Origin of the sequence: Lysobacter claricitrinus (genome assembly GCF_045866565.1) — a bacterium.
GTDB classification, from domain to species: domain Bacteria; phylum Pseudomonadota; class Gammaproteobacteria; order Xanthomonadales; family Xanthomonadaceae; genus Cognatilysobacter; species Cognatilysobacter claricitrinus.
Genome location: NZ_BAAFZV010000001.1, coordinates 407,774 through 431,798, shown reverse-complemented (window position 1 = coordinate 431,798; position 24,025 = coordinate 407,774). Strand labels below are relative to the sequence as shown.

At 67.7% G+C, this 24,025-nt stretch carries 18 protein-coding genes; 12 read left to right on the top strand and 6 right to left on the bottom strand.

Going from position 1 to position 24,025, the window contains the following annotated elements; all coding sequences use genetic code 11:
* Nucleotides 1–73: 73 nt before the first annotated feature.
* On the bottom strand, nt 74–2,269 hold the full coding sequence (locus ACKTTN_RS01905; RefSeq protein ID WP_407908182.1) for a carbohydrate binding family 9 domain-containing protein: 2,196 nt from the start codon (nt 2,267–2,269) through the stop codon (nt 74–76).
* A 217-nt stretch (nt 2,270–2,486) separates the two neighbouring features.
* On the opposite strand from ACKTTN_RS01905, the gene ACKTTN_RS01900 reads away from it, so the two are divergent.
* The 5 genes from ACKTTN_RS01900 (at nt 2,487) to ACKTTN_RS01880 (ending at nt 6,633) form a co-directional block, all read left to right on the top strand.
* A complete protein-coding gene (locus tag ACKTTN_RS01900) occupies nt 2,487–4,436 on the top strand; it encodes a M1 family metallopeptidase (RefSeq protein ID WP_407908181.1) in 1,950 nt (649 codons plus the stop codon).
* 115 nt (nt 4,437–4,551) lie between these two features.
* Nucleotides 4,552–4,914: a YfeK family protein gene (locus tag ACKTTN_RS01895; RefSeq protein WP_407908180.1), complete on the top strand. Its 363-nt coding sequence runs from the start codon at nt 4,552–4,554 to the stop codon at nt 4,912–4,914.
* 74 nt (nt 4,915–4,988) lie between these two features.
* Nucleotides 4,989–5,690, top strand: coding sequence for a hypothetical protein (locus tag ACKTTN_RS01890; RefSeq protein ID WP_407908179.1), 702 nt, complete (start codon nt 4,989–4,991; stop codon nt 5,688–5,690).
* Between the two features lie 194 nt (nt 5,691–5,884).
* A complete protein-coding gene (locus tag ACKTTN_RS01885) occupies nt 5,885–6,469 on the top strand; it encodes a TlpA family protein disulfide reductase (RefSeq protein WP_407908178.1) in 585 nt (194 codons plus the stop codon).
* Entirely contained in the window at nt 6,466–6,633 is a 168-nt protein-coding gene (locus ACKTTN_RS01880) for a hypothetical protein (RefSeq protein WP_407908177.1), read from the top strand. Before ACKTTN_RS01885 ends, ACKTTN_RS01880 begins: the two co-directional genes overlap by 4 nt.
* Nucleotides 6,634–6,789: 156 nt before the next feature.
* Here the strand turns inward: ACKTTN_RS01880 and ACKTTN_RS01875 are convergent, their stop codons facing one another.
* Nucleotides 6,790–7,143: a hypothetical protein gene (locus ACKTTN_RS01875; RefSeq protein ID WP_407908176.1), complete on the bottom strand. Its 354-nt coding sequence runs from the start codon at nt 7,141–7,143 to the stop codon at nt 6,790–6,792.
* Nucleotides 7,144–7,157: 14 nt separating this feature from the next.
* The gene (locus tag ACKTTN_RS01870) at nt 7,158–8,090 is read right to left on the bottom strand and encodes a carbohydrate kinase family protein (protein ID WP_407908175.1); all 933 of its coding nucleotides are present in this window, start codon (nt 8,088–8,090) and stop codon (nt 7,158–7,160) included.
* Between the two features lie 264 nt (nt 8,091–8,354).
* On the opposite strand from ACKTTN_RS01870, the gene ACKTTN_RS01865 reads away from it, so the two are divergent.
* From ACKTTN_RS01865 to ACKTTN_RS01840, 6 genes are all read left to right on the top strand, one after another.
* Nucleotides 8,355–9,401: a rod shape-determining protein gene (locus ACKTTN_RS01865; protein ID WP_407908174.1), complete on the top strand. Its 1,047-nt coding sequence runs from the start codon at nt 8,355–8,357 to the stop codon at nt 9,399–9,401.
* 117 nt (nt 9,402–9,518) lie between these two features.
* Nucleotides 9,519–10,577 (top strand): rod shape-determining protein MreC, encoded by a 1,059-nt coding sequence (gene mreC / locus ACKTTN_RS01860; RefSeq protein ID WP_407908173.1) that lies wholly within the window; start codon nt 9,519–9,521, stop codon nt 10,575–10,577.
* Complete coding sequence (gene mreD / locus ACKTTN_RS01855) at nt 10,577–11,062, top strand: rod shape-determining protein MreD (protein WP_407908172.1); 486 nt, start codon at nt 10,577–10,579, stop codon at nt 11,060–11,062. Before mreC ends, mreD begins: the two co-directional genes overlap by 1 nt.
* Entirely contained in the window at nt 11,059–13,182 is a 2,124-nt protein-coding gene (mrdA, locus tag ACKTTN_RS01850) for a penicillin-binding protein 2 (protein WP_407908171.1), read from the top strand. Before mreD ends, mrdA begins: the two co-directional genes overlap by 4 nt.
* Nucleotides 13,179–14,288 carry a rod shape-determining protein RodA gene (gene rodA, locus ACKTTN_RS01845; protein ID WP_407908170.1) on the top strand — a complete coding sequence of 370 codons (1,110 nt, stop codon included), beginning with the start codon at nt 13,179–13,181 and terminating at the stop codon, nt 14,286–14,288. The genes mrdA and rodA overlap by 4 nt, the downstream gene beginning before the upstream one ends.
* Nucleotides 14,289–14,384: 96 nt before the next feature.
* On the top strand, nt 14,385–16,871 hold the full coding sequence (locus tag ACKTTN_RS01840) for a TonB-dependent receptor plug domain-containing protein (RefSeq protein ID WP_407908169.1): 2,487 nt from the start codon (nt 14,385–14,387) through the stop codon (nt 16,869–16,871).
* 79 nt (nt 16,872–16,950) lie between these two features.
* Here the strand turns inward: ACKTTN_RS01840 and ACKTTN_RS01835 are convergent, their stop codons facing one another.
* The 3 genes from ACKTTN_RS01835 to ACKTTN_RS01825 are packed head-to-tail and all read right to left on the bottom strand — an operon-like array spanning nt 16,951 to nt 20,615.
* Entirely contained in the window at nt 16,951–18,195 is a 1,245-nt protein-coding gene (locus ACKTTN_RS01835) for a multifunctional CCA addition/repair protein (RefSeq protein WP_407908168.1), read from the bottom strand.
* Between the two features lie 2 nt (nt 18,196–18,197).
* Complete coding sequence (locus ACKTTN_RS01830) at nt 18,198–18,572, bottom strand: PH domain-containing protein (protein WP_407908167.1); 375 nt, start codon at nt 18,570–18,572, stop codon at nt 18,198–18,200.
* A 36-nt stretch (nt 18,573–18,608) separates the two neighbouring features.
* Nucleotides 18,609–20,615, bottom strand: a complete 2,007-nt coding sequence (locus ACKTTN_RS01825; protein ID WP_407908695.1) for a lytic transglycosylase domain-containing protein — start codon at nt 20,613–20,615, stop codon at nt 18,609–18,611.
* A 504-nt stretch (nt 20,616–21,119) separates the two neighbouring features.
* Here ACKTTN_RS01825 and ACKTTN_RS01820 point away from each other — a divergent pair.
* Entirely contained in the window at nt 21,120–24,017 is a 2,898-nt protein-coding gene (locus ACKTTN_RS01820; protein WP_407908166.1) for a TonB-dependent receptor plug domain-containing protein, read from the top strand.
* Nucleotides 24,018–24,025 lie beyond the last annotated feature (8 nt).

Here is a 24,025-nt window from a genome sequence, read left to right as displayed (position 1 = left end):
CGCAGTGCGCTGACGGACGCTTCGTTTCACTGCATGCATCGCCGCACCATCGCGGCGATGCCGGCGCCATCGCTTACGGCTGCCAGCCGTAGCTCAGCTTGACGAACAGGCCGCGTTCGCTCGCGAACATGTCGCGGTTCTCGTCGTCGAGGAATGCGCCGACGGTGCCGCCCGCGTAGATCGCGGTGCGCGGATTGACCTTGTACGAATAGATCAGCTGCGCGCCGATGTCGCGCGAACGCTCTTCCACCGGATCGACGTACAGGGCCTGGTCCTTGTCGACGTTGCTGCCCTGCACGGCGATGCGCAGGCGCTGGCGCGGATCGAACTGCCAGCCGAAGCGCAGGTCGAACACGGTCGCTTCGAACGCGGTGCCGCCGTCGCGGCGCAGGCTTTGCTGGAACAGGTCGGTGTCGATGCTGAGCCCGCGCCCGAACGCGAAGTTGCCGTAGACGTCGATGTAGCGGCCCTGGCCGCGCCGCGATGCGTTGAGGTCGATCTGCGGACCGGTGCGGAACTTGCCACCGAACTTCACACCCGAGCGCGGCGTCATGCTGCCGAACACATCGACGTAGGACTCGTCGAACAGCTGGCCGTCCCAGAAGCGCGCGCGCGTCAGCCCGTGGATGCCGAAGTTGCTCTGCCACGGCCCGTTGGCCTGCAGCTGCGCTTCCAGTTCGCGTTCGAGCAGCTGGCCATCGAAGCGATGGGTGATGTCGAAGTCCGAATAGAACTGGACCTTGGTGATCTTCGAGTCCTTGTCGAAGTACCAGTTGTAGCCGCCGCCGAGCAGGGACTTGTCGTAGCCGACCTGGCCGATGAAGCCCAGGTCCGCGCGGAAGCCGGGATCGATCTGCTCGTGCCAGGTGTCGAGGAAGATGTTGCGGCTGTCGTACATGTACTCGGCGCGGAAGGCGTTGCCCTTTGGCGCGTTGTCGTCGAAGCCGAGCGCGGCCGGATATTCGGAGGTGCTGCGCAGCAGCTGCGCGATCACCGTGTTCTTGCCCGACTGCCAGCGGCCGTCGACGCCCGCGACGTCATTGCGGTAGTCGTCGCCGTGGCGCGCGGTGGCGATCACGCCGAGGCTGAGGCCGGCATTGAGGTCATGGCGGTAGCGTCCGACGAACACGTCGGTGGGTTCGTCGAGCACGTCGAATCCGGAGCCGAGCACGCCCGGCACCAGCAGCTGGGTGATCGAGTCACGCGCGGCGAAGGCGCCGAACGCGCCGCTGCCGGTGCGGCCGGTGGTGCGTACGCCGAAGTCGGGGTCGGCGATCTGGCGCGTATAGAGCACCTGGAACGGCGTGTTGAAGTAGTCCGCGCCCTCCATGAAGAACGGGCGCTTTTCCGGCACGTACAACGCGAAGTTGCTGGTGAGGTCGAGCTGCGCCTGGTCGGATTCGACCTGGGAGAAGTCCGGGTTGATCGTCGCGTTCAACGTGAGGTTCGGCGACGGCGCCCACGACACGTCCACGCCCGGCTCGATCTGCACGCCTTCGCCATGCCACGGGCCGTCGCGGCTGTCGCGCACCTGCGAGTCGGTGACGGTGAGCGTCGGCACGATCTCGAGGCTGCGGCCCTGCTGCGCGTCCTCCATGCCCTCGACCTTCGCCGCCTGGCACAGCAGGCAGTTGCCGCCGCGCGGCACCACCACGTTGGCGAGCTGGTGGCGCACGTTGCGCGGGTAGTTGCGGAACGCGATCACGCCCCAGCGGCGCGGGCCCGGGTTGTCGCGGAAGCGCAGCGTCGAGAACGGAATGCGGATCTCGACGTCGTAGCCGTCGTCGGTGATGCGGCCGGCGCTGGACCACAGGCCGTCCCAGGAATCGTCCTCGTTGCCGGTGGCTTCCTCGCGGATCAGGTCCATCTGGATGCCGAGCGGATTGACGAAGAACTCGTAGTTGCGACGGTGGTCGTCGAACGTATCGAGCATTACGCCGACGAAGTCGTCGTTGTAGGCGTCATCGCGGTCCGTGAGGTGCGCGCGGATGTCCTTCGGGTTCGGCTCGACTGCGTGGAACGACAGGTACAGCGCGTCGCGCGTCGTCGCCATGCGCATGGTGGTCTTCACCGGCGCCGGCGTGTTGTCGGCGGGCGAGATCTCGTAGCCGAGATCGATCGGCACGGCCTGCGACCACGCGGCATCGTCGAGCTTGCCGTCGACGACGATGTCGCCTTCGACGTGCGGAATGCGGGTGGCGTCCTGCGCGAACGCGGGCGAGGCGAGGAAGGTCGCGGCGAGCGCGAGGGCAATGCGGAGCGGCGTCATCGAGAACTCTGGAAAGGCGTCGTGCAGGAGATGCGCGGCGGCGCATCCGGGTTTAGCTCGCGTCGCCATGACCGATGGCAGGGGCGACGCCGTCGTGCGCGACGGAGAGCGGCGCGCGAGGATGCGCGAACGCGGTCACGGCGACCCGTGCCGGAAGTCCAGCGCCCGGTGACACGACGCGCAGTACACTCGCCCCGATCTCCGACGGGACCCCACGATGCGACCCATCCCCCTTCTCACGCTCACCGTGCTCGGCGTCGCGCTGACCGGCCTGTTGCTGGCCGGCTGCCGCCGCGATGCCTCGACCACCACCGCCAAGCCCGCCGCCGCCGCGCCGGCCGCGACCGCCGAGGCGCCGCGCCTAGACGAGCATTCCTATGCCGAACCGGACAAGGTCAAGACCAAGGACATCGCGCTCGAGCTGAATGTCGACTTCGACAAGAAGGAGCTGGCCGGCAGCGTGACCTACACGCTGGACTGGCTGGACCCGAAGTGGGGCAAGCTGGTTCTCGATACGCGCGACATCAGCGTCGAGAAGGTCGTCGGCGAACGCGCCGACGGCAACTGGCGCGACCTCACCTTCGTGCAGGCGCCGGCCGACAAGATCCTGGGCAGCAAGCTGACCATCGCCGCCCCGGAGCGCAACAAGCGCATCCGCATCACGTACCACACCGCGCCGACCGCGTCGGGCCTGCAGTGGCTGACGCCGGAGATGACCGAGGGCAAGAAGCTGCCCTTCATGTTCAGCCAGTCGCAGCAGATCCACGCGCGTTCGTGGGTGCCGTTGCAGGACACGACGATGGTGCGCTTCACCTACACCGCGCACGTGACCTCGCCCAAGGACGTGATGGTGCTGATGAGCGCGAACAACGATCCGAAGGCGGTGCGCGACGGCGACTACTCGTTCGAGATGCCGCAGGCGATTCCGTCCTACCTGCTCGCCATCGCCGCGGGCGACCTGGTGTTCAAGCCGACCGGCCCGCGTTCGGGCGTGTGGGCCGAGCCGACGATGGCGCCGAAGGCCGCGAACGAGTTCTCCGACACCGAGAAGATGATGGAGACGGCCGAGAAGCTGTACGGCCCTTATCGCTGGGGTCGTTACGACATCCTCGTGCTGCCGCCGTCGTTCCCGTACGGCGGCATGGAGAATCCGCGCCTGACGTTCGCCACGCCGACCGCGATCACCGGCGACAAGTCGCTGGTGTCGCTGATCGCGCACGAGCTGTCGCACAGCTGGTCGGGCAACCTCGTCACCTTCGCGCGTTCGCGTGACGCGTGGCTCAACGAAGGTTTCACCACCTACGTCGAGATGCGCATCGTCGAGCAGCTCTACGGCAAGGAACGCGCCGACATGGAGAAGATCGTCGCGCGCAACGAGCTGAAGGAAGAATTCACCAACGACAACCTCGACCGCCAGCCGCTGGCGATCAAGGAAGGGGTGTTGAAGGATCCGGACGACAACCTCACCGGCACCGTCTACACCAAGGGTGCGTGGTTCGCCGAATTCCTCGAAACGCGATTCGGTCGCCAGGACTTCGACAACTTCCTGCGCGGCTACTTCGACCACTTCTCGTTCCAGTCGATCACCACCGAGCAGTTCGCGGACTACGCGAAGGCCAACCTGCTCGACAAGTATCCGGGCAAGGTCACGCAGGCCGAGTTCGATGCATGGCTGCACGAGCCCGGCATTCCGGCAACCGCGCCTCAGGTGACCAGCCCGCGCTTCAACGCCGTCGACGCGGTGCGCAAGGCATACCTCGACAACGGCACGCTGCCGACCGCCGCCGCCATCTCCAAGTGGACGACGTTCGAGTACGTGCACTTCATCGAAGGCCTGCCGCCGGTGATGAAGCCCGAGCAGCTCGCTGCGCTCGATGGCGTGTTCCACTTCACCGGCACGCCGAATGGCGAGATCGCGCAGCGTTGGTATCCGCTCGCCGTGCGCAGCGGCTACACGCAGGCCAACGACGCGATCGCCGAGTTCCTGGCGCGCGTCGGTCGTCGCAAGCTGATCATGCCGACGTACGGCGAGCTGGTGAAAACGCCGCAGGGCCTGCAGCTGGCCGAGCAGATCTACGCGAAGGCGAAGGCCGGCTATCACCCGATCACGTCGGGCAGCGTCGAGCAGGTGATCGCCGACGCCAAGGCCGGCAAGACGAAGCAGTAATCGGCTGGCGGTGTCCACGGAAGCCGTCGACCGCGAGGTCGGCGGCTTTCGCGTATGCAGGGTTCAGCGAGGCTCGCGTAAGGTCGCATTGCCGGCACGGCCGGGAGGAGAAGTCATGCGTCGCATCGTCTTGTCGCTCGTGTTGTCCGCCGTCGCCTCCACCGCATTCGCGGCGCCGCCCCCGGCCGCGCAGCGCGAGATCGCGCAGCTCTTCGACGCGCTGGACCATTCGGGCTGCCGCTTCAACCGCAACGGCAGCTGGTACGACGCGCACAAGGCGCGCGCGCACCTGCAGGACAAGTACGACTACCTCCTGCGTCGTGACGCGATCACCAGCACCGAAGCGTTCATCGACCTCGCCGCATCGAAGAGTTCGATGACCGGTCGGCCGTATCTCGTGCAATGCCCCGGCTCGCCCGAGGTGCAGAGCGGCGCGTGGTTCCGTCGCCTGCTCACGGGCCTGCGCACGAAGCACTGACGCGACGACGTCGCCGCAGGCGTGCGGCTGGTATTGTCGGCATCCACCGTCGAGGAGACCGAACGATGCGTCGCATGCGCGCCCTTCCGCCCGTGCTGGTGCTGGTGCTCGCCGCGTGCGGGCCAGCGCCGGATCCGAACGCCGCCGCGAAGGCGAAGGCGCAGCAGGATGCCGCCGCTGCAGCCGACATGGCCAAGCAACTCGAGGGCCAGCTCGCCGCATCGAACTGGACGCTCGCGCGCGCGACCTGCGATGTGCTCGGGTTCCGGTATCCGCAGAGCGACGCGGTGAAGAAATTCGCCACGCAGTGCGCGGATGCGAAGTCGAAGGCCGCGGAGCAGGCGGAGTCGGCGCGGCTCGCGGGCTTGTGGTCCTACCAGACCACGCCGGTCGGCAAGGGCAAGCAGCTCAACGCGTCGATCTATTCGAAGAACGCGATCGACACCGGCGCCGGCAGTACGCACGTGCGGCTGATCTTCCGCGATCATCCGTCATGGGGTCGCAGCAGTTACCTCGTCCTCGATAACGGCGACTTCAATTGCTACGGCGGCTGTTCGCTGAAGATGAAAGTCGACGGCGTGGCGCGCAGCATGGCCGGCAGCCGGCCGAAGACCGACGAAGCGATCGCGATGTTTGTCGAGGACGAACGCGCGCTGTGGCGCACGGTGCGCAAGGCGAAGACGCTGGAGATCAGCGTGCCGCTGAAGGGCGCACCCACGCAGACCGCGCTGTTCGAAGTCGGTGGTCTCGACGCGTCGAAGATGCCGGGTTGGTGACGCGCAGTTGGTGACGCGCAACAGGGCGTGATGTCGCGCTGCGGGCATCGCGTGTCGTGCATCGCAGATGTTTCGTATCAAGTTGCCGCGCGCCGTTCGTCGGCCGTGGAAAATCTCCGTCAACGCACGAACGAATGGCGCGTTCATTCCTGGCATGTCACCACTTCACGTGGTGACGCTCGCCAGGAGGCGTCGTGCGCAAGGACGTACTGCTCACCGTTGCGTTGCTCATCGCGTGTGCGCTGGTCGCGACGCTTTCGGTGCAAAACCGCACGTTGCGATCGAGCTTCGCGTCGTTCGTCGAAGAAAGCGCGCGCCCCAACGTAGGCGACTGGATGCCGGTCGTGGCGGCACGCGACGCGGCGGGCGCGCCGCATGTGCTCGGTGCACCGCGCGACCGAATGCAGGTGCTGTATTTCTTCGAGCCGTGGTGTCCGCATTGCCTCGCCACGGCGCCTACCGTGCGCCGGCTTGAAGCGGCGATCGCGCGCGAGCACCTGCAGGTCGAGATGCTCGGCATCAGCGGCGCTTCCGCGGCCGAGCGCGCGTCCTACGTCAGTGAACAACGCTTCGGTTTTCCCATCGTGCCGTCCACGCCACGGATCGGCTCGCTGTTCCGCGTGCACGCCATACCGCTGATCGTCGTGCTCGATCGCGACGGTCGCGTGGCCTATGCGCACGCGGGCGAACTCAACACCAGGGACTTGGATCACCTCTTGACGGCCATAAGGCGCACGGACGCGCGCTATGCCGTCGCATCGATAGGGAAAGAACGATGAAAGCGAAGATCAAGACCGCGATGGTGATGATGGTGGTGGCAGGCGCGCTGGTGGCCGGCTCCGTGCAGGCGCTGAGCTTCAGCAACCCGGCCAGCGGCTGCCGCGTGCATGCGCACTGCAAGTTCGGTGCGCTGCCGTCCGGCGCGTGCTGTTACGAGCCGTGATGTAAATCGCCGTGCCCCGCTTCGGTGGGGCACGGCATCCGCTGACGTGCGGTCGGGCGGTGATGGTCGCGAATGCCGGTCGACGCCACGGCTGTTTCGTTCGGCGCCCGCAACGAGCGCCATGCATCGCGTCAGGTATCCGGCGCGAACGCCGGCTCAGTGCCCCTGTGGCACGTACCCGGTCTGCACCGTGCTGACCGTGGTGCCGTTGAAGGTGAAGCTGTTGCTTTCCTCGCGCTCACCGTCGTCGTCGACGCTGCAGTGCACCGTTTCGTCGCCCGTCGCGCCGTAGGTGCGGCGAAGGTATGCGGTGAAGTCCTTTTCCTGCGGCGAATTCCAGATGTCGCCGAACTGCGATGGCTCTTTGTCGCCCAGGTCGTACTGGAAGAGGTCGGAGTAGTACGCGACGCCGTTGACGCTGGCGCTGCATTGCGCAGCGACTTCGCGTGCGCTGGCGGTCGAGGTGGCGCCCAGCAGCGCCGCCGCGACGAGCGCGATGGAGCGCTTCATGATCACCCCGCGGTTCACAGCGAATACCCGAACTGGTCGTGGAACTCGGCGGCGAATTCGTCGTAGGTGAAACGCTGGTTCTGCGTGCCCGGATGCCCGACCTTCAGCGCGCCCATCAGCGAACCCATGCGACCGCAGGTGGGCAGGTCCATGCCGCGCATGAGGCCGAGGATCAGGCCGGCGCGGAACGCGTCACCGCAGCCGGTGGGATCCACCACCGCACGCTCGCGCGCCGGGGCGATCTCGTGGCATTCGGTCGTGGTGTGGATCTGCGAGCCGCGTGGGCCGCGCGTGGTGATGTAGGCGCGCACCTTGGAGGCGATCGTCGCCTCGCTCCAGCCCGTGCGTTCCTGCAGCAGGTTCGACTCGTAGTCGTTGACGACCACGTAGTCGGCGAGTTCGATGAAGCGGCGGAACTCGTCGCCGTTGAACAGCGGCATCGCCTGGCCGGGATCGAAGATGAAGGGGATGCCGCAGTCGTGGAATTCCTGCGCGTTCTGCAGCATGCCTTCGTAACCGTCCGGCGCGACGATGCCGAACTTGACGCCCGCGACGTCACGCACGTGGTTGTCGTGCGACCGGCTCATCGCGCCCGGATGGAACGCGGTGATCTGGTTGTTGTCGAGGTCGGTGGTGATGAACGCCTGCGGCGTGAACATGTCCTCGATCTCGCGCACCTGGTCGAGGCGGATGCCGCACTTCTCGAAGTGCGCGCGATACGGCGCGAAGTCCTGGCCGACGGTCGCCATCGGGATCGGATCGCCGCCGATGAGCTTGAGGTTGTACGCGATGTTGCCGGCGCAGCCGCCGTACTCGCGGCGCATGCGCGGGACCAGGAACGACACATTCAGGATGTGCACCTTGTCCGGCAGGATGTGGTTCTTGAACTGGTCCGGAAACACCATGATGGTGTCGTAGGCCAGCGAGCCGCAGATCAAGGCTGACATCGAATACGTCCCCAAAGAGAGTCACCGCGCCAGCGCGGCGCGGCGCGTAGGGTAGCGGCTGGGGCCCCGCGGCGGCCAGCGCCAGCCGGTCCTGGCGGCCCCTGAATCGTGACCACCGCCGCTGTGTGACCCGGCACGGCAGAAAACGCCGCGATCGGCCGGTGATTCCTTGCCCCACGGGGGTGGCGTTGCTAGGCTGGCGCACCTCTCGCGCCTGTTCGGCGCAGCCCCCTCGCGCCACTCTATTTGCGGGCCATTCCCCCGATGTTGAAGAAGTTTCGCGGCATTTTCTCCAACGACCTGTCCATCGACCTGGGCACGGCCAATACCCTCATCTATGTCCGCGGCCAGGGCATCGTGCTCAACGAGCCGTCCGTGGTCGCAGTGCGCCAGGACCGCATGGTCGGCGGAAGCCGGTCGGTCGCCGCGGTCGGTGCCGAGGCCAAGCAGATGCTCGGCCGCACGCCGGGACACATCACCACCATCCGACCGATGAAGGACGGCGTCATCGCCGATTTCACCTACACGGAAGAGATGCTCAAGTACTTCATCCGCAAGGTGCACAAGTCGCGCTTCCTGCGCCCGAGCCCGCGCGTGCTGGTCTGCGTGCCGGCCGGCAGCACCCAGGTCGAGCGCCGCGCGATCAAGGAGTCGGCCGAAGAGGCCGGCGCGCGCGACGTCTACCTGATCGAGGAACCGATGGCCGCCGCGATCGGCGCCGGCATGCCGGTGACCGAGGCGCGCGGTTCGATGGTGGTCGACATCGGCGGCGGCACCACGGAAGTCGCGGTCATCGCGCTCAACGGCGTGGTCTACGCGCAGTCGGTGCGCATCGGCGGCGACCGCTTCGACGAAGCGATCATCAACTACGTGCGCCGCCACTACGGCACGCTGATCGGTGAAGCGACGGCCGAGCGCATCAAGATGGAAATCGGCTGCGCGTTCCCGCAGCAGGACGTCCGCACCCTCGAGGTCTCCGGCCGCAACCTCGCCGAGGGCGTGCCGAAGATGATCTCGATCAGCAGCAACGAAGTGCTCGAAGCGCTTCGCGAGCCGCTGGCGGGCATCGTCGCCGCGATCCGCTTGGCGCTCGAGCAGACCCCGCCCGAGCTGTGCGCCGACGTCGCCGAGCGCGGCATCGTGCTCACCGGTGGTGGCGCGCTGCTGCGCGACGTCGACCGCCTGATCAGCGAGGAAACCGGCCTGCACGTGCAGGGGGCGGACGATCCGCTGACCTGCGTCGCACGTGGCGGTGGCCGCGCGCTCGAGCTGGTCGACATGCACGGCAACGAGTTCTTCGCGCCCGAATAAGGCCGCGACCACGGGGGCGCGGCGATCGCGATCGACGCCGCCCCCGCAACGCGGACCGGCATTCGCCGTGTCCGCAGGGATCGCGAACTCCACCTGACGATCCGGCCCCGTCCGCACGTGCCTGCACCGTCCGCTCCCGCCCGACTCGGGGATGCCGCTGGAACGCTGCGCCTGCTCGCGTATCTCGCGGCCGGGGTCACGCTGGCGGTGCTCGATCATCGCGGCGGCTGGATGCATCATCTGCGCGAGCAGGTCGGGGTGGTCGTCGAACCGGTGCGCGCCGTTGCCGGACTTCCCGGTCGCGTCGCCGACAGCACGGTCGACAACGTCGCCACCGTCGCGCAGCTCGCGCATCGCAACGACCAGTTGCGTCGCGAACTGCTGATCTCGCAGGCGCGCGTCGCGCGACTCTCCACCGTCATCACCGACAACGCGCGCCTGCGTGCCTTGCTCGATGCCGCGCAACGCGGCGGGCTCGACGTGCAGCTTGCGCCGATCCTCGACGTCGACCTCGATCCCACGCACCAGCGCGTCGTCCTCGATGCCGGCTCGCGCGACTCGGTGCGCGAGGGACAAAGCGTGATCGACGCATATGGCCTGCTGGGCCAGGTGACGCACGTCGGTCCGCTGCATTCGGACGTGCTGCTGATCACCGATCCCGACCACGCGGTGCCGGTCGCGCTCGCGCGCAATGGCGTGCGCCTGGTGGCCTACGGAACCGGTCGCAGCGATCTTCTTTCTCTCGCGAACGTTCCGCTGTCGAGCGACATCAAGGTGGGCGACACGATCGTGACGTCGGGGCTTGGCGGACGTTTTCCGCCGGGCTTCCCGGTCGGTCGCATTGTCGCGTTGCGTCCCGACGAAAGCCGCGCGTTCCTCGAGGGCGACGTGCGCCCCGCTGCGCAACTCGACCGCGGTCGCGAAGTGCTGCTGTTGCGCTCCAACCGCATCAGCCTGCCGCCCCCGCCGATGCCACCGCAGGCCACCACGGGTGGGCCCGCATCGGCGGTGGGAATGGCGGGCGAACCGGGTGGGGCGCCGACAACGACGACCGCAACGCAGCCCGCGTCGACCAGCGCCACACCACCGACCGAAACGCGCACTACGCCGTCGCGTGCACCGGACACCGCGCCGGCATCGCAGACGCCGGCGAATCCGCCGCCGGGAGGTCGCTGATGCGCGCTTATCCCCGCTGGATCCTCTACGTCAGCCTGATCGTCGCGCTGTTGCTCGGCCTGCTGCCGTTGCCGATCACCGTCGCGCCGCTGCGGCCGTTCTGGATCGCGCTGGTGCTCGCGTACTGGCTGATCGAGGATCCCGATCGTGTCGGCCTTGGCTTCGCGTTCGTGGTCGGCCTGATCGCCGATGTCGTCTATGGCGGATTGCTTGGCGAGCAGGCGCTGCGGCTGGTCATCCTCGCCTTCATCGTGCAGCGCTTCCGCGCGCGCCTGCGGTTCTTCCCGCTCTCGCAGCAGGCGCTCACGCTGGGCGCGTTGCTGCTCAACGATCGCATCGTCAGCGCGGGCCTGCATGCGGCGCTCGGTGAACCGACGTTGCCGATGGCGTACTGGTTCGCGCCACTCGCGGCCATGTTCCTGTGGCCGCCGGTGTTCCTGGTGCTCGATGCACTGCGCCTGGGTGCGTGGCGACGCCGGCGATGAAACGTTCGCGCATCGCGCTCGGCCAGCGTCGCAACCGCCGCATGAAGAATGCGGGCGCGGAAGCCGCGCAGTTCCGCGGTCGCGCCTTCCTCGCGCTGGTGTGCATCCTCGGTGCGCTGCTGGGGCTCGGCGGCTGGTATTTCCGGCTGCAGGTGCTGCAGCACGATGACTTCGTGACGCGCTCGGAAGCCAACCGCATCAAGCTGCAACCGATCGTTCCGGGCCGCGGGCTCATCTACGACCGCAAGGGCCGCATCCTCGCCGACAACGTGCCGGCATGGCGCCTGGACGTCACCCCCAGCGAAGCGGGCGATTCGGCGAAGTGGCTGCCGGGCATCGCGAAGATCATCGAGCTCGCGCCCGAAGACGTCGAACGCTTCGACGACGCGCGACGTGGTTCGCGCGGGTTCAAGCCGATCACGTTGAAGATGCGCCTGAGCGACGAGGAAGCCGCGCGCTTCGCGGTCGACCGCTGGCGCTATCCGGGCATCGAACTCGTCTCGTACCTCAACCGCCGCTATCCCTACGGTGAACTCACCGCGCACGTGATCGGTTACGTGGGTCGCGTCGACGAGGCGGATGCGAAGAATCTCGGCCCGGGGTTCGATGCGCTCACGCACATCGGCAAGACCGGGCTGGAACGCGCGTACGAGGACCAACTGCGCGGGCACATCGGCTACGAGAAAATCGAGACGAATGTCGAGGGCCGCCCGTTGCGCACGGTTGGTCGCGTGCCCGCGCAACCGGGCACCGACTTGCGCCTGTCGATCGACATCGACCTGCAGCAGGCGATGGTCACCGCGTTCGGCGACATGGACGGCGCGGCGGTCGCGGTCGATCCGCAGACGGGCGACGTGCTCGCGATGGTGTCGCTGCCGTCATACGACGCCAACCTGTTCGTCAACGGCATCACGCACAAGGCGTACAAGTCGCTGACGACGAATCCGTCTCGACCGCTCTTCAATCGCCCGGTGCTCGGCGGTGGCCCGCCGGGTTCGACGATCAAGCCCTTGTTCGGACTCGCCGGCCTCGACAGCGGCCTGCGCACGCCGGAGACGGCGGTGTTTTCCACCGGCGAATTCCATATCCCCGGCCAGAAGCGCGGTTATCGCGACGCGCACGGCGCGGCTGGCTGGACGGATCTCAAGAAGTCGATCGCGCAGTCGGTCAACTTCTACTACTACAAGCTCGCGTTCGACATGGGCATCGACAAGTTCGATGCCTACATGCGCAAGTTCGGTTTCGGGCAGAAGTCGGGTATCGACCTGCTCGGCGAAAACGTCGGCATCGTGCCGTCGCCGGGTTGGAAGGCCAAGCGCAGCAAGGACCCGTGGTACGCGGGCGAAACCGTGATCGCGGGCATCGGCCAGGGCTACTGGGTGGCAACGGTGCTGCAGCTCGCGCGCGGCACGGCGGCGATCGCGAACGGTGGCGCGTTGAATCCGTTGCACCTGGTGATGTCCACGCGCGACGGTTACAACGGCCCGTGGCGCGCGACACCGCATCCGCCGGGCGCGCGCATCACCGAAAGCGAACAGCACCTGCATGCGGTGCAGGACGGCATGGTCGCCACCGTGCATGGCGGCGGCACCGCGGCGAACATCGCGCGTGGCGCGACGTACCTGATGGCGGGCAAGACGGGCACCGCGCAGAAGGTCGGTCGACAGGCCGGTCGCAACGTCGATCCGCATGCGCTGCCGTACAACCTGCGGCACCAGGCGCTGTTCGTCGCGTATGCGCCGGCGGACAACCCGCGCATCGCGATCGCGGTGTCGGTGGAGCACGGCGGATTCGGTGCGTCGTCGGCCGCGCCGATCGCACGCAAGGTGTTCGATGCGTGGCTGATCGGCAAGATGCCGGAGCCGGAAGAAGGCGTGGCCCGTTCGCCGCAGGGCGGCGCGCCGCTCGACTACGTGCCGCCGACGGAAATCCCGACGCCCGCGCCACCGCCGAAGCCGGGTACGCCGCCTGCGGCCGTGCCGGAACCGGATGACGAAGAACCCGCGCCCGCGTCGCCAGAGCCGCTGCCGACCGCCAAGCCGGTGGCGGTCGCGCGCGGTGAGGCGGCGTCGCGACGCGCGCTGGCGGTGCTGAAGTCGTTGCAGGGAGGCGCGCGATGATCCTGCTGCGCTGGCTGTACGACATGACGCAGCGCTTCACGCGCACGCTCGACCTGCCGCTGCTCGGCGCGCTGCTCGCGCTGATGGTGATCGGGCTCGCGGTGATCTACAGCGCCGGCGACGGCTCGGTGCGCATGGTGATGGCGCGCGGCGCGCATTACGGCCTCGGTCTCGGCGCGATGTGGGCGATCTCGCGCATCCCGGTGCACCAGCTGCGCAACTGGACGCCGTATCTGTACGGTGCGTCGATCGTGCCGCTGTTCGTCGTGCTGCTGATCGGCAGCGGCAAGCACGGCAACCTGTGGATCAACCTGGGCGTGTTCTATTTCCAGCCCTCGGAAGTGCTCAAGCTGAGCCTGCCGATGATGGTCGCGTGGTATCTCAACCGTCGCCCGCTGCCGCCGAGCTTCAAGGTGACGATGGTCGCGGCGACGATCATCGCGGTGCCGACGCTGCTGATCCTCAAGCAGCCCGACTTCGGTACCGCGATGCTCGTCGCGCTCAGCGGTGCGTTCGTGCTGTATCTCGCGGGGCTGTCGTGGTGGTGGTTCGCTGCCGCGGGTGCGGGCGTTGCCAGCGCGGCGCCGGTCGCCTGGTTCTTCCTGCTGCGTCCGTACCAGAAGGACCGCATCCTCACCTTCCTCAATCCCGAATCCGATCCGCTCGGGTCAGGCTGGAACATCATCCAGTCGAAGATCGCGATCGGTGCGGGCGGCCTGACCGGCAAGGGCTGGATGCACGGTTCGCAATCGCATCTGAACTACCTGCCCGAACACACCACCGACTTCGTGTTCGCGGTGTTGAGCGAGGAGTTCGGCTGGATCGGCGTGATCACCGTGATCGCGCTCTACATGTTCGTGATCGCGCGCTGCCTGTGGATCGCGGTGGAAGCGCGCGACGGCTATTCGCGACTTATCGCGGGTGCGCTGGCGATGGCGTTCTGCGTCTACGTGATCGTCAACGGCGGCATGATCGCGGGCCTGTTGCCGGTGGTCGGCGTACCGATGCCGCTGTTGAGCTATGGCGGCACGTCTGCCGTCTCGCTGCTCGCGGGCCTCGGTGTCGTGATGGCCGTCAAGGCGCATCGGCCGACGTACGGACGTTGAGGGTTCCCCCGGGCTTGCGCGCCCGCGGGCGATAAGGGAAGGTCTGGCCCGGACTTGACAGGGGAAGTCCGTCCTCAGCCATCGAAAGGAATTCGTATGACCGCTCAACGTCATCGCCTCGCGCAGGCGATCGTCGCCGCGCTGGCCGTCGCCGCGCTGCCCGCGTTCGCACAGGACGCCACGCCCACCCCCGATGCATCCGCCAAGCAGCTCGACACGGTGCAGGTCACCGGTTCGCGCGTGCGCGGCCGCACCGCCGCCGACACCGCCGCGCCCGTCGATGTGATCCGTCGCGAGGAACTCGAAGCCACCGGTGCGCAGGAGGTCGGCCAGATCCTGCAGATGCTCGAGCCGAGCTTCAATTTCTCGCGCACCACGGTGTCGGACGGCACCGACATCCTGCGACCCGCCACGTTGCGCGCGCTCGGCCCCGACCAGGTGCTGGTGCTCGTCAACGGCAAGCGTCGTCACCAGCAGGCGCTGGTCAACGTGCAGCAGACGATCGGTCGCGGTTCCGCCGGCACCGACATCAACGCCATCCCGCTCGGTGCGGTCGACCACATCGAAGTGCTGCGCGATGGCGCGGCGGCGCAGTACGGCTCCGACGCGATCGCCGGCGTCATCAACATCATCCTGAGGAAGCAGACCGATCACACCGATGTGTCGGTGCAGGCGGGGCAGACCTACAAGGGCGACGGCGAGCTGTTGTCCGTGTCGGCGAACACCGGTGTCGCGCTGGGCGCGGACGGCTACCTCAACCTCACCGGCGAATACCGCGACCGCGGCGAAACCAATCGCGCCGGCCCCGACGAGTTGCGTGTCAGCCCGCCGCGTGTCACCCAGCATCTCGGCGACGCCGAAGCCAAGGACGCCTACTTCTGGCTCAACGGCGGCCTCCCACTCGGCGCCGGCGAACTGTACTGGTTCGGCGGCTTGTCGCATCGCAAGGGCAGCTCGTTCGGCTTCTTCCGCACCGCGGGCGACAACCGCACGGTGCCCGAGTACTACCCCGACGGCTTCCTGCCCAACATCCGCACGACGGTGGACGACACGTCGCTCGCCGTCGGCTATCGCGCGCCGCTCGCCGGCACGTGGGACTGGGACGTGTCGGTGAACCGCGGGCGCAGCCGGTTCGGCTTCCACGAATCGAACTCGGTCAACGTGAGCTGGTACTACGAACCGCTGGCGGGTGGCGGCATCTACGCCGATTCGCCGAGGGAGGCCGACACCGGCAAATTGCAGGCCGACCAGACCACGTTCAACCTCGACTTCAACGGCAGCGTCGACGGCTTCGGCGGGCGTCCGCTCTACCTCGCCACCGGTTACGAATGGCGCAGCGACGACTACCGCATCACGCCCGGTGACCCGGTGTCCTACACCTACGGCCGCACCGACAACCGCGCGATCGTCATCCGCGGACAGACCGGCGACATCGCGCAGCCAGGCATGCAGGGCTTCCCCGGCTTCTCGCCGAACGAAGCGGTCGACGACGGTCGCCACAGCCAGGCGATCTATTTCGACGCGGAAACCAACCTCGCCGAAAACTTCCTGCTGGCCGGCGCCGTGCGCTTCGAGGACTACAGCGACTTCGGCAACACCACCACCGGCAAGCTCTCGATGCGCTGGGATGCATCGCCGCGCTTCGCGCTTCGCGGAACGCTCGAGACGGGCTTCCGCGCGCCCGGCGTGCAGCAGCTGTTCTACAGCCAGCGCTCGACCAACCTCAACGCGGCAGGCGTGTTGACCGACACGCTCACTGCGCGGCAGGACAGCGACGTCACCCGCGCGTTCGGCATCGAACCGCTGAAGGACGAAACGTCGAAGAGCGGCAGCCTCGGCTTCGTATGGAAGCCGACCGATCGCTTCTCGCTGACGATGGACGTGTTCCGCATCGATATCGACGACCGCATCATCTTCTCGTCCAACATCCAGCCCGAAACCACCGGCACCGACGGGCTGCCGTGCAACGCGACCAACAGCAACTGCCCGATCAGCGCGATCCTCGATCCCATCGGCGTCGGCCAGGTGCTGTTCTTCACCAATGCGATCGACACCAAGACCGAGGGCGTCGATTTCGTCGCCAACCACGACACCACATTCGCCAGCGGCGCCAAGCTCAACCTGACCGCGCTCGTGCACTTCAACCGCACCGAAGTGACCGACCGCCGCTCGCAGTCGCCGATCCTGTCGCCGTCGCAGCTGTTCGACGACACGCAGGTCACGCTCATCGAGGAAGGCCAGCCGCGCGCCCACCACGTGCTGCAGGGGTTGTACGACCAGGGCAAGTGGCAGTTGATGTCGCGCGCGAACTACTTCGGTTCGGTGTCGGGCGAGGGCTTCACGCCCGGCATCAAGCAGACGTGGAGCGGCAAGTGGCTGTTCGACGCCAGCGTGCGCTACCGCTTCACGCCGGCAGTGAGCCTGACCGTGGGCGCCGACAACATCTTCGACACCTACCCCGACAAGTGGGACCGGAACGGCGGCTTCCCGTTCCCGCAGCTCGGCTTCACCTACGGCTGGGAGACGCTTCCGTTCGGCATGAACGGCGGCAGCTACTACGCGCGGGTGGACTGGCGGTTCTGAGTACGGGCCGTCGTCGGAACGGGCGGCTTCGGCCGCCCGTTTTCGTTTCGCGGCGATTCAATGCGGCGCGACCCACGCGTCATGGCTTCTTGCCCGTCGCCTGCGCGATCGCACGGATGCGTTCGCGCCGCAGTGCCTCGCCGAGTGCCGGGCCTTCAAGGCCTTCACTCGCCAACGCATCGGCACGCACGCCGCGTGCGGCGTCGAGCGCGTGGATCAGCGCGTCGCGCTGCGGATAGGGTTCGTCCTCGAGGCCGAGGCGGCCGCGCTTGTCGGCTTCGCAGGCGATCGCGAGTTGCGTGATGCGTTGCGGATTGCGGAAACCGTCGCAGCGTTGCAGCAGGTCGTGCACAGTGCTGGCGCGCAGGTCGTCGAAGCGGTGCACGTTGAGGTGTTCGCGGCACACCAACGTCGCGAGCTGGCGGTGCGCGGTCGGCACTTTCAGGCGATCGCACAGCGCGCGCAGCGGCGCAACGCCGGCGTGCTCGTGGCCGATGTGTTTCGGCAGCACGTCGTCGGGCGTTAGCGCCTTGCCGAGGTCATGCGTCAACGCGGCGAAACCGATGACATCGTCGCCGGGCGCGAGCATCGCCGCCATGTCGCAGACCATTTCGACGTGCACGCCGGTGTCGACTTCGGGATGGTATTCCGCGCGTTGCGGCACGCCGTACAACGCTTCGACTTCCGGCAGGATCGCGCCCAGCGCGCCGGCGTCATGCAACGTGCGCACGAATGCGGACGGTTTCGCGCTGGCGACGGAGCGCCGCAACTCCTGCCACACGCGTTCGGGCGTGAGGTCGGCGAGTTCGCCGGACGCGGCCATGCGCCGCATCAACTCCATGGTTTCCGGCGCGACGGTGAAGCCCAGCGGCGCAAGTCGCGCCATGAAACGCGCCGCGCGCAGCACGCGCAGCGGGTCTTCGACGAACGCGTCGCCGACGTGGCGGAGCACGCGGCCTTCCAGGTCGCGCACGCCGCCGATCGGGTCGACGATGTCGCCTTCGCTGCCGTCGTCGCGGATCTCGCGCGCGATCGCATTGATGGTGAAGTCGCGTCGCTGCAGATCCTCTTCCAGCGTCACCGACGGATCGGCGTCGACGACGAAGCCGCGATAGCCGCGGCCGCTCTTGCGTTCGGTGCGCGCGAGCGCGTACTCCTCGCCGGTCTTGGGATGCAGAAACACCGGGAAATCGCGACCGACCGGCTTGTAGCCGGCGTCGAGCATCTGTTGTGGCGTCGCGCCGACGACGACGAAGTCGCGGTCGCCGGGCGTCGCACCCAGCAACGGATCGCGCACCGCGCCGCCGACGAGGTAGACCTTCATGCTCAGCGCGTGGCCTGCGCGAGGATCGCGACGATGTCGCGCGCACCGGTGCCGCGGCCCAGTGCGCGCGTGATCGGCTCGGCTTGCCCGGAGACCCAGATCGACAGGTCGCTGTCGAGATCGAAATGCCCGGCGGTCTCGACCGAATACATCACGATCGCGCGGTACGGAATGCTCAGGTAGCGCGTCTTCTTGCCGGTCATGCCCTGCTTGTCGACGATGACCATGCGCCGATCGGTGAACACGATGAGATCGCGCACGAAGCCGAACGCGCGCTGCAATGCCTCACCGCTTGCGAGCAGCGGTCCGAATTCGTCCTGCAGGTCGGCGATGTCCTTCTCGCCGGCGTGGCCCATCAGGGTGTCGAGCAGTCCCATGGCGTTCTCCGTGCATGCGGGAGCGCCAAGGATGCCTCAGCCGCGACGCGATTTCGGCGGTAGCGCCTGCGGTGCCGGCGGCGTGGTCGCCAGCGGACACGAGAACGACGTGCGCTGGCCGCCGAAGTTGCCGCGCAGGCGGTCGCTGATGCGCAGTGCGTCGCCGGTCATGCGCCAGTCGTAGAGCACGCTGAAGGCGAGCACGCGCGCCACGTAGTCGCGCGTTTCCTTGTAGGTGATGGTCTCGATCCAGAAATCCGGATCCATGCCGGGGCGCTGCGACTTCCAGCGCGCGAGCGGCGCCGGCCCGGCGTTGTAGCCGGCGAGCGTGTAGTACGGCTTGCCTTCGCCGTAGCCGTCGAGCAGCTGTCGCAGGTAGGCGCTGCCGAGGATGATCGACGTGTCCGGGTCGTACAGGCTGGACTCGCCGCCCCACGGCATGCCGACGCGCGCCGCGGTGGCGGCGCCGGTCGACGGGATGAGCTGCATCAGCCCGATCGCATTCGCACCCGAGCGCGCCTTCGGATTGAACACGCTCTCGGCACGGATCTCGGCGGCGACCCACGCGGGATCGAGGCCGTTCTTCTGCGCTTCGCGACGGATCGTCGCTTCGTGGTGGATCGGGAAGCGCAACGTGTACAGGCGCAGCTCTTCCGGATCCGGCTTGCCGAGCGAGAACACCGCGCGATCGAACCAGCCGTGTTGCTGCGCGAGTTCGACCGCGGTGATGCGCTGGGACGCATCGAAGCGCGTGAGTGCGTCATTCCATTCCGCCGTCGCCCAGCCGGGCCGGTCGATGTCCCACAACGCGAACGCGCGTTGCAACGCGGGATCGGCCGACACCGCGGTACGCGTCGACGGCGAATCGCCGGGAATCCACGGACACAGCGTGTACGCCTGGCCGATGCGGTCGGCCGCGAGGAAGCCGTGGAATTCCGGCTTCGCCGCGGCGGCGCGGTACAGGCGCTGCGCGGTGGCGCGGTCGCCCTGCAGTTCGGACAGGCGTGCTTCGAAGTACTGCCAGCGCGAATCGTCGCGCTGCTTACCCGTCATGCTGCGGATCGCCGCGAGCGCACCCGCCCAGTCCGAGCGCGCGATCGCTTCGCGCGCGCGCCATTCGCGCAGGCGGTCGTCGTAAGCCGACGCCGGCACGGCGGCGAGCTTCTGCGCGGCGCCGGGCTCATACGACGACGCGGTCCACAGCGCCGCCTGGTACAGCACGCGACCGCGCTCGACCTCGGTGAAGCCCAGCGTCGGCCCGAACTTGTCGAGCTGCGCCTGCGCGTCCTGCGGCACCGACTTCGCGTAGCGCGCGAGCCCATACGACGCGATGCGCCGGCTGCGCTCAGTCTTGGGCCACTGCAATGCGCGGTCGTTGAGCGCTTCGACGAACGATGCGTAATCGTTGCCGAGCGCGGCCTGGTCAGCCGGCAGCCCGCGCGCGGCAGTGCGCATCACTGCGGGTTGCCAGGCCTCGGCGGCTTTTTCCAGACGTTCCCAGCGCAGCTCGGGCGTCAGGCCGCCGCGTGCGTCGAGTGCGCTGAACACCGGGTCGCATTGCGACGGCAGCGACTCGGCGCCTTCGCGCCAGATCGTCTGCGCCTGTTGCGTCCAGTCCGGCGTGGTGCGACCCAGCGCGGCCTGCGCCTGCAGTGCGCTGCACCGCAACCCGACATCCTTGATCGTCGGTTTCCACGCGGCGTCGACCGCGGCCCAGTCCTGACGACGCGTCGCTTCCGCGAGCCATGCGGCGCGGAAGGTTTCGCCCGCCGCCTGACCGCCATAGCGGCTCAGGAAGCTGTCGGCGCGTGCGCGGTCCAGCGACGCGAGGTCGCGTCGCAACGTCGCGTACTCGATCCAGCCGTAAAGCGGATGCCGCACGAGGTCCGAATAGGCCGCGGCGTCGAACGTGCCGGCTTCCGCGGCGGCGAGCGCTTCGCGCACGCGCGCGAGCTGTGGATCCAGTCGCGCCGCGGGCAGCACCGCCGCCACCGCCGCGACGGGCGTGGCCGGGCCGGCGGCTTTGGCATCCGGCGGCGGCATCTGCGCGCACGCAGGCAGGGTGCCGGCGAGCACGAGGGCGAGAATCGACGATAACGGCAGCAGGGGGAGGCGACGCATCGGCGGACTATAGCGATGCACGCTGAATCGGCCGTGCGCATCGGCTTCACGTAACGCGAGCGTCGGTTCGGTGTCGCAGGCGGCGGCGGGCGACGCGTCGACCTGTCGCGCGGGACGCTTTGTGCGACGGAGAACCGACGAGCGTATCGAGCGAATGACCGCGGGACGCGACCGCACGGTAGTGCCGCCGACTGCACGCATGCCGCAGCGCCGGACACACGCAAAACGCGCATCGAAACCGTGTCCGGCCACCGGTGTGACGAAGCGCCAATCGCCCTCGTGAACTGCACCGCTTATCGGCGCGACAGGCCGATCCTGAACTTCGGCGCTTGTCGCAGGTTCACGAAACCTTTACAAGCACGTGACGTCGCATCAACGAATGCGGCGGGGCCCTGCTTTGTGCATTTCTTACGGAGAGAGAGATCGATGAAAGCGTTGCGGCGTCACTCCCTGGCGAAAGCCATCCAGCTGTCCATGCTCGTCGCGCTGCCCGGCCTAGCCGCCGCCCAGACCCCCGCGCCGACCCCGGCCGACAAGGCCCAGCAGCTCGATTCGGTCACGGTGACCGGCTCGCGCATCCGCCAGACCGAGAAGGTGACCAGCCAGCCGGTCGCGGTCATCACGCGCCAGCAGATCGACCAGAGCGGCGCCACCTCGATCGGTGACTTCCTGCAGACGCTCACCGCCAGCGGCAAGGCGCTGAACGCCAAGTTCAACTCGTCGGGCAACTTCGGCTACCCGGCCAGCGGCGGCGGCATCGGCGCCGGCTCGGCGCAGGTCGACCTGCGCAATCTCGGCAGCCAGCGCGTGCTGGTGCTCGTCGACGGCATCCGTTGGGTCAACGAGTCCTCCGCGTCCGGCGTGAGCGGCTCGGCCGACCTCAACACCATCCCGCTCGCCATCGTCGAACGCATCGAAGTGCTGGAAGACGGCGCCTCGGCGATCTACGGCTCCGACGCGATCGCGGGCGTCGTGAACATCATCACCAAGAAGAAGTTCGACGGCGCGATGGTCCACGTGAAGGCCGGCAGCTACGGCCACGGCGGCGATGACACCGAAGCCGACATCACCGTCGGCGGCAGCAGCGACAACTTCACCGGCGTGCTGAGCGCGGCGTATGTCGAGCAGAAGGGCATCAGCTCCGCGGAGTGGGACCAGTCCTCGTTCCCGGTTCCGGGCGCGGGCCTCGGCGCCGGCAGCTCGGCCGTTCCGCAGGGTCGCTACACCTTCTGCGATCCGCGCATCGCGACGCCGGGCACGCCGGGCTTCTGCGATCCGCAGGGCAACGACTGGTTCGACATCACGCTCAACGGTGGTGCGCTGCCGAACTACAACGCAGGCAACCCGACCACCGCGCCGGGCACGTACCACAACTTCAGCAGTGCGGACCGCTTCAACTTCGCGCCGTACAACCTGATCCTGACGCCGTCCAAGCGCAAGTCGCTGTTCGGTAGTGCGCGCTACGACATCAACGACTCGCTGTCGTTCCATGCCAAGGCGCTCTACAACAACCGCGTTTCCGAGAACCAGGCGGCGCCCGAGCCGATCTTCGTCGGCCCGTTCGCGGGTACCGGCGGCATCGCCGACACCATCAGCATCGCGGCCAACAACCCGTACAACCCCACCGGCATCACGCTGGATCCGGCGACCAACTTCGGGTGGGTGACCAAGCGTCCGCTCGAGCTCGGGCCGCGCATGTTCCGCCAGGACGTCGACACCTGGTATGTGGGCCTCGGCTTCGAAGGCGCGTTCCAGGCGGGCGAGCACAACTTCGACTGGAACGTCGACTACGCGCACTCGGAGAACAAGGCCGAGCAGCAGTTCCTCAACGGCTTCAACGTCGCCAAGCTCAAGCTCGCACTGGGTGACGTGAACATCTGCGCCGCCGTGCCGGGCTGCGTGCCGCTCGACCTGTTCGGTGGCCAGACGCGTCCGATGACGCAGGCCATGCTCGACTACATCACCACCGACCAGCGCGATTCGAGCAAGCAGGTTCTCGACCTGCTGAGCGCGAACGTCACCGGCGACCTGTGGCAGATCGGCGACCGCCACGCGGGCTTCGCGGTCGGCGCCGAGCATCGCAAGTACGACGGCGAGTTCAACCCCGATCCGCTGCGCCAGAGCGGCGAGTCGCAGGACTCGTTCGCCGCGCCGGTGTCGGCGTCGTACACCGTCAACGAGATCTACGGCGAGTTGCAGGTGCCGTGGGCCGAGGTGTTCAGCACCGACTTCGCGCTGCGCTACTCGGACTACTCGACCTTTGGCGGCGCAACCACCGGCAAGGTCGGCTTCAAGTGGCAGCCGATCAAGGACCTCGTCGTCCGTGGCACCTACTCGGAAGGCTTCCGCGCACCGAACCTCGGCGAGCTGTACGGCCTGACCCAGTTCGGCGCGACGCTGGTCGACCCCTGCGGCCCGACCGGCAATCCGGGCGGCGACCCGCAGTACCGCGCGGCGTGTAATGCCGCGGGCGTGTCGACGTCGTTCGAGCAGGCCAACACGCAGATCACCACCTTCACCGGCGGTAATCCGGACCTGCAGCCGGAGAAGTCGAAGAACTACAACCTCGGCTTCGTGTGGTCGCCGGCGTTCGCCAGCGACTGGTCGTCGCGCTTCGACCTCGAGTCCAGCTACTTCCACTACAAGGTCACCGACGCGATCCAGGCGCCGGACATCCAGGCGTTGCTCAACGGCTGCTATGACGGCTCGATCTCCGGCACGGCGTGCTCGGGCTTCACCCGCGGCGCGGGCGGCAACCTCAACCCGCCGACCGACTTCCTCGACAACCTCGGCACCATCACCACCAGCGGCATCGACCTGAAGGCCAACTGGGTCGGTCACGAGATGAGCTGGGGCACGCCGAGCGTCTCGCTGCAGGCCACCCACACGATCGGCTTCAGTGCGGTCGACAAGGATGGCAACAAGACGCAGCAGGAAGTCGGCATCGAGGTCAGCGACAGCGCGATCCCGTCGTGGCAGGCCAACACCCAGCTCGGCTGGAAGATGGGCGACTGGAACGTCAACTGGGCGATCCGCTACATCAGCGACGTCGAGGAAGCCTGCGCGAACGCGGCGAAGACCCCGGCTTCGGGCTGCCCGTCCAGCGCCGGCTTCAACCACCTCGGCGCGACGACGTACCACGACGTCCAGGCCGAGTGGAACCGCGCGTTCGGCGCCGAGGGCCTCAAGCTCACGTTCGGCGTCAACAACCTGTTCGGCAAGGACGCGCCGATCTGCGTGACGTGTTCGCTGAACGGCTACGACGCGGGCACCTACGACCTGCCGTGGCGCTTCTGGTACCTCGACCTGCAGTACAAGTTCTAACGGGACCC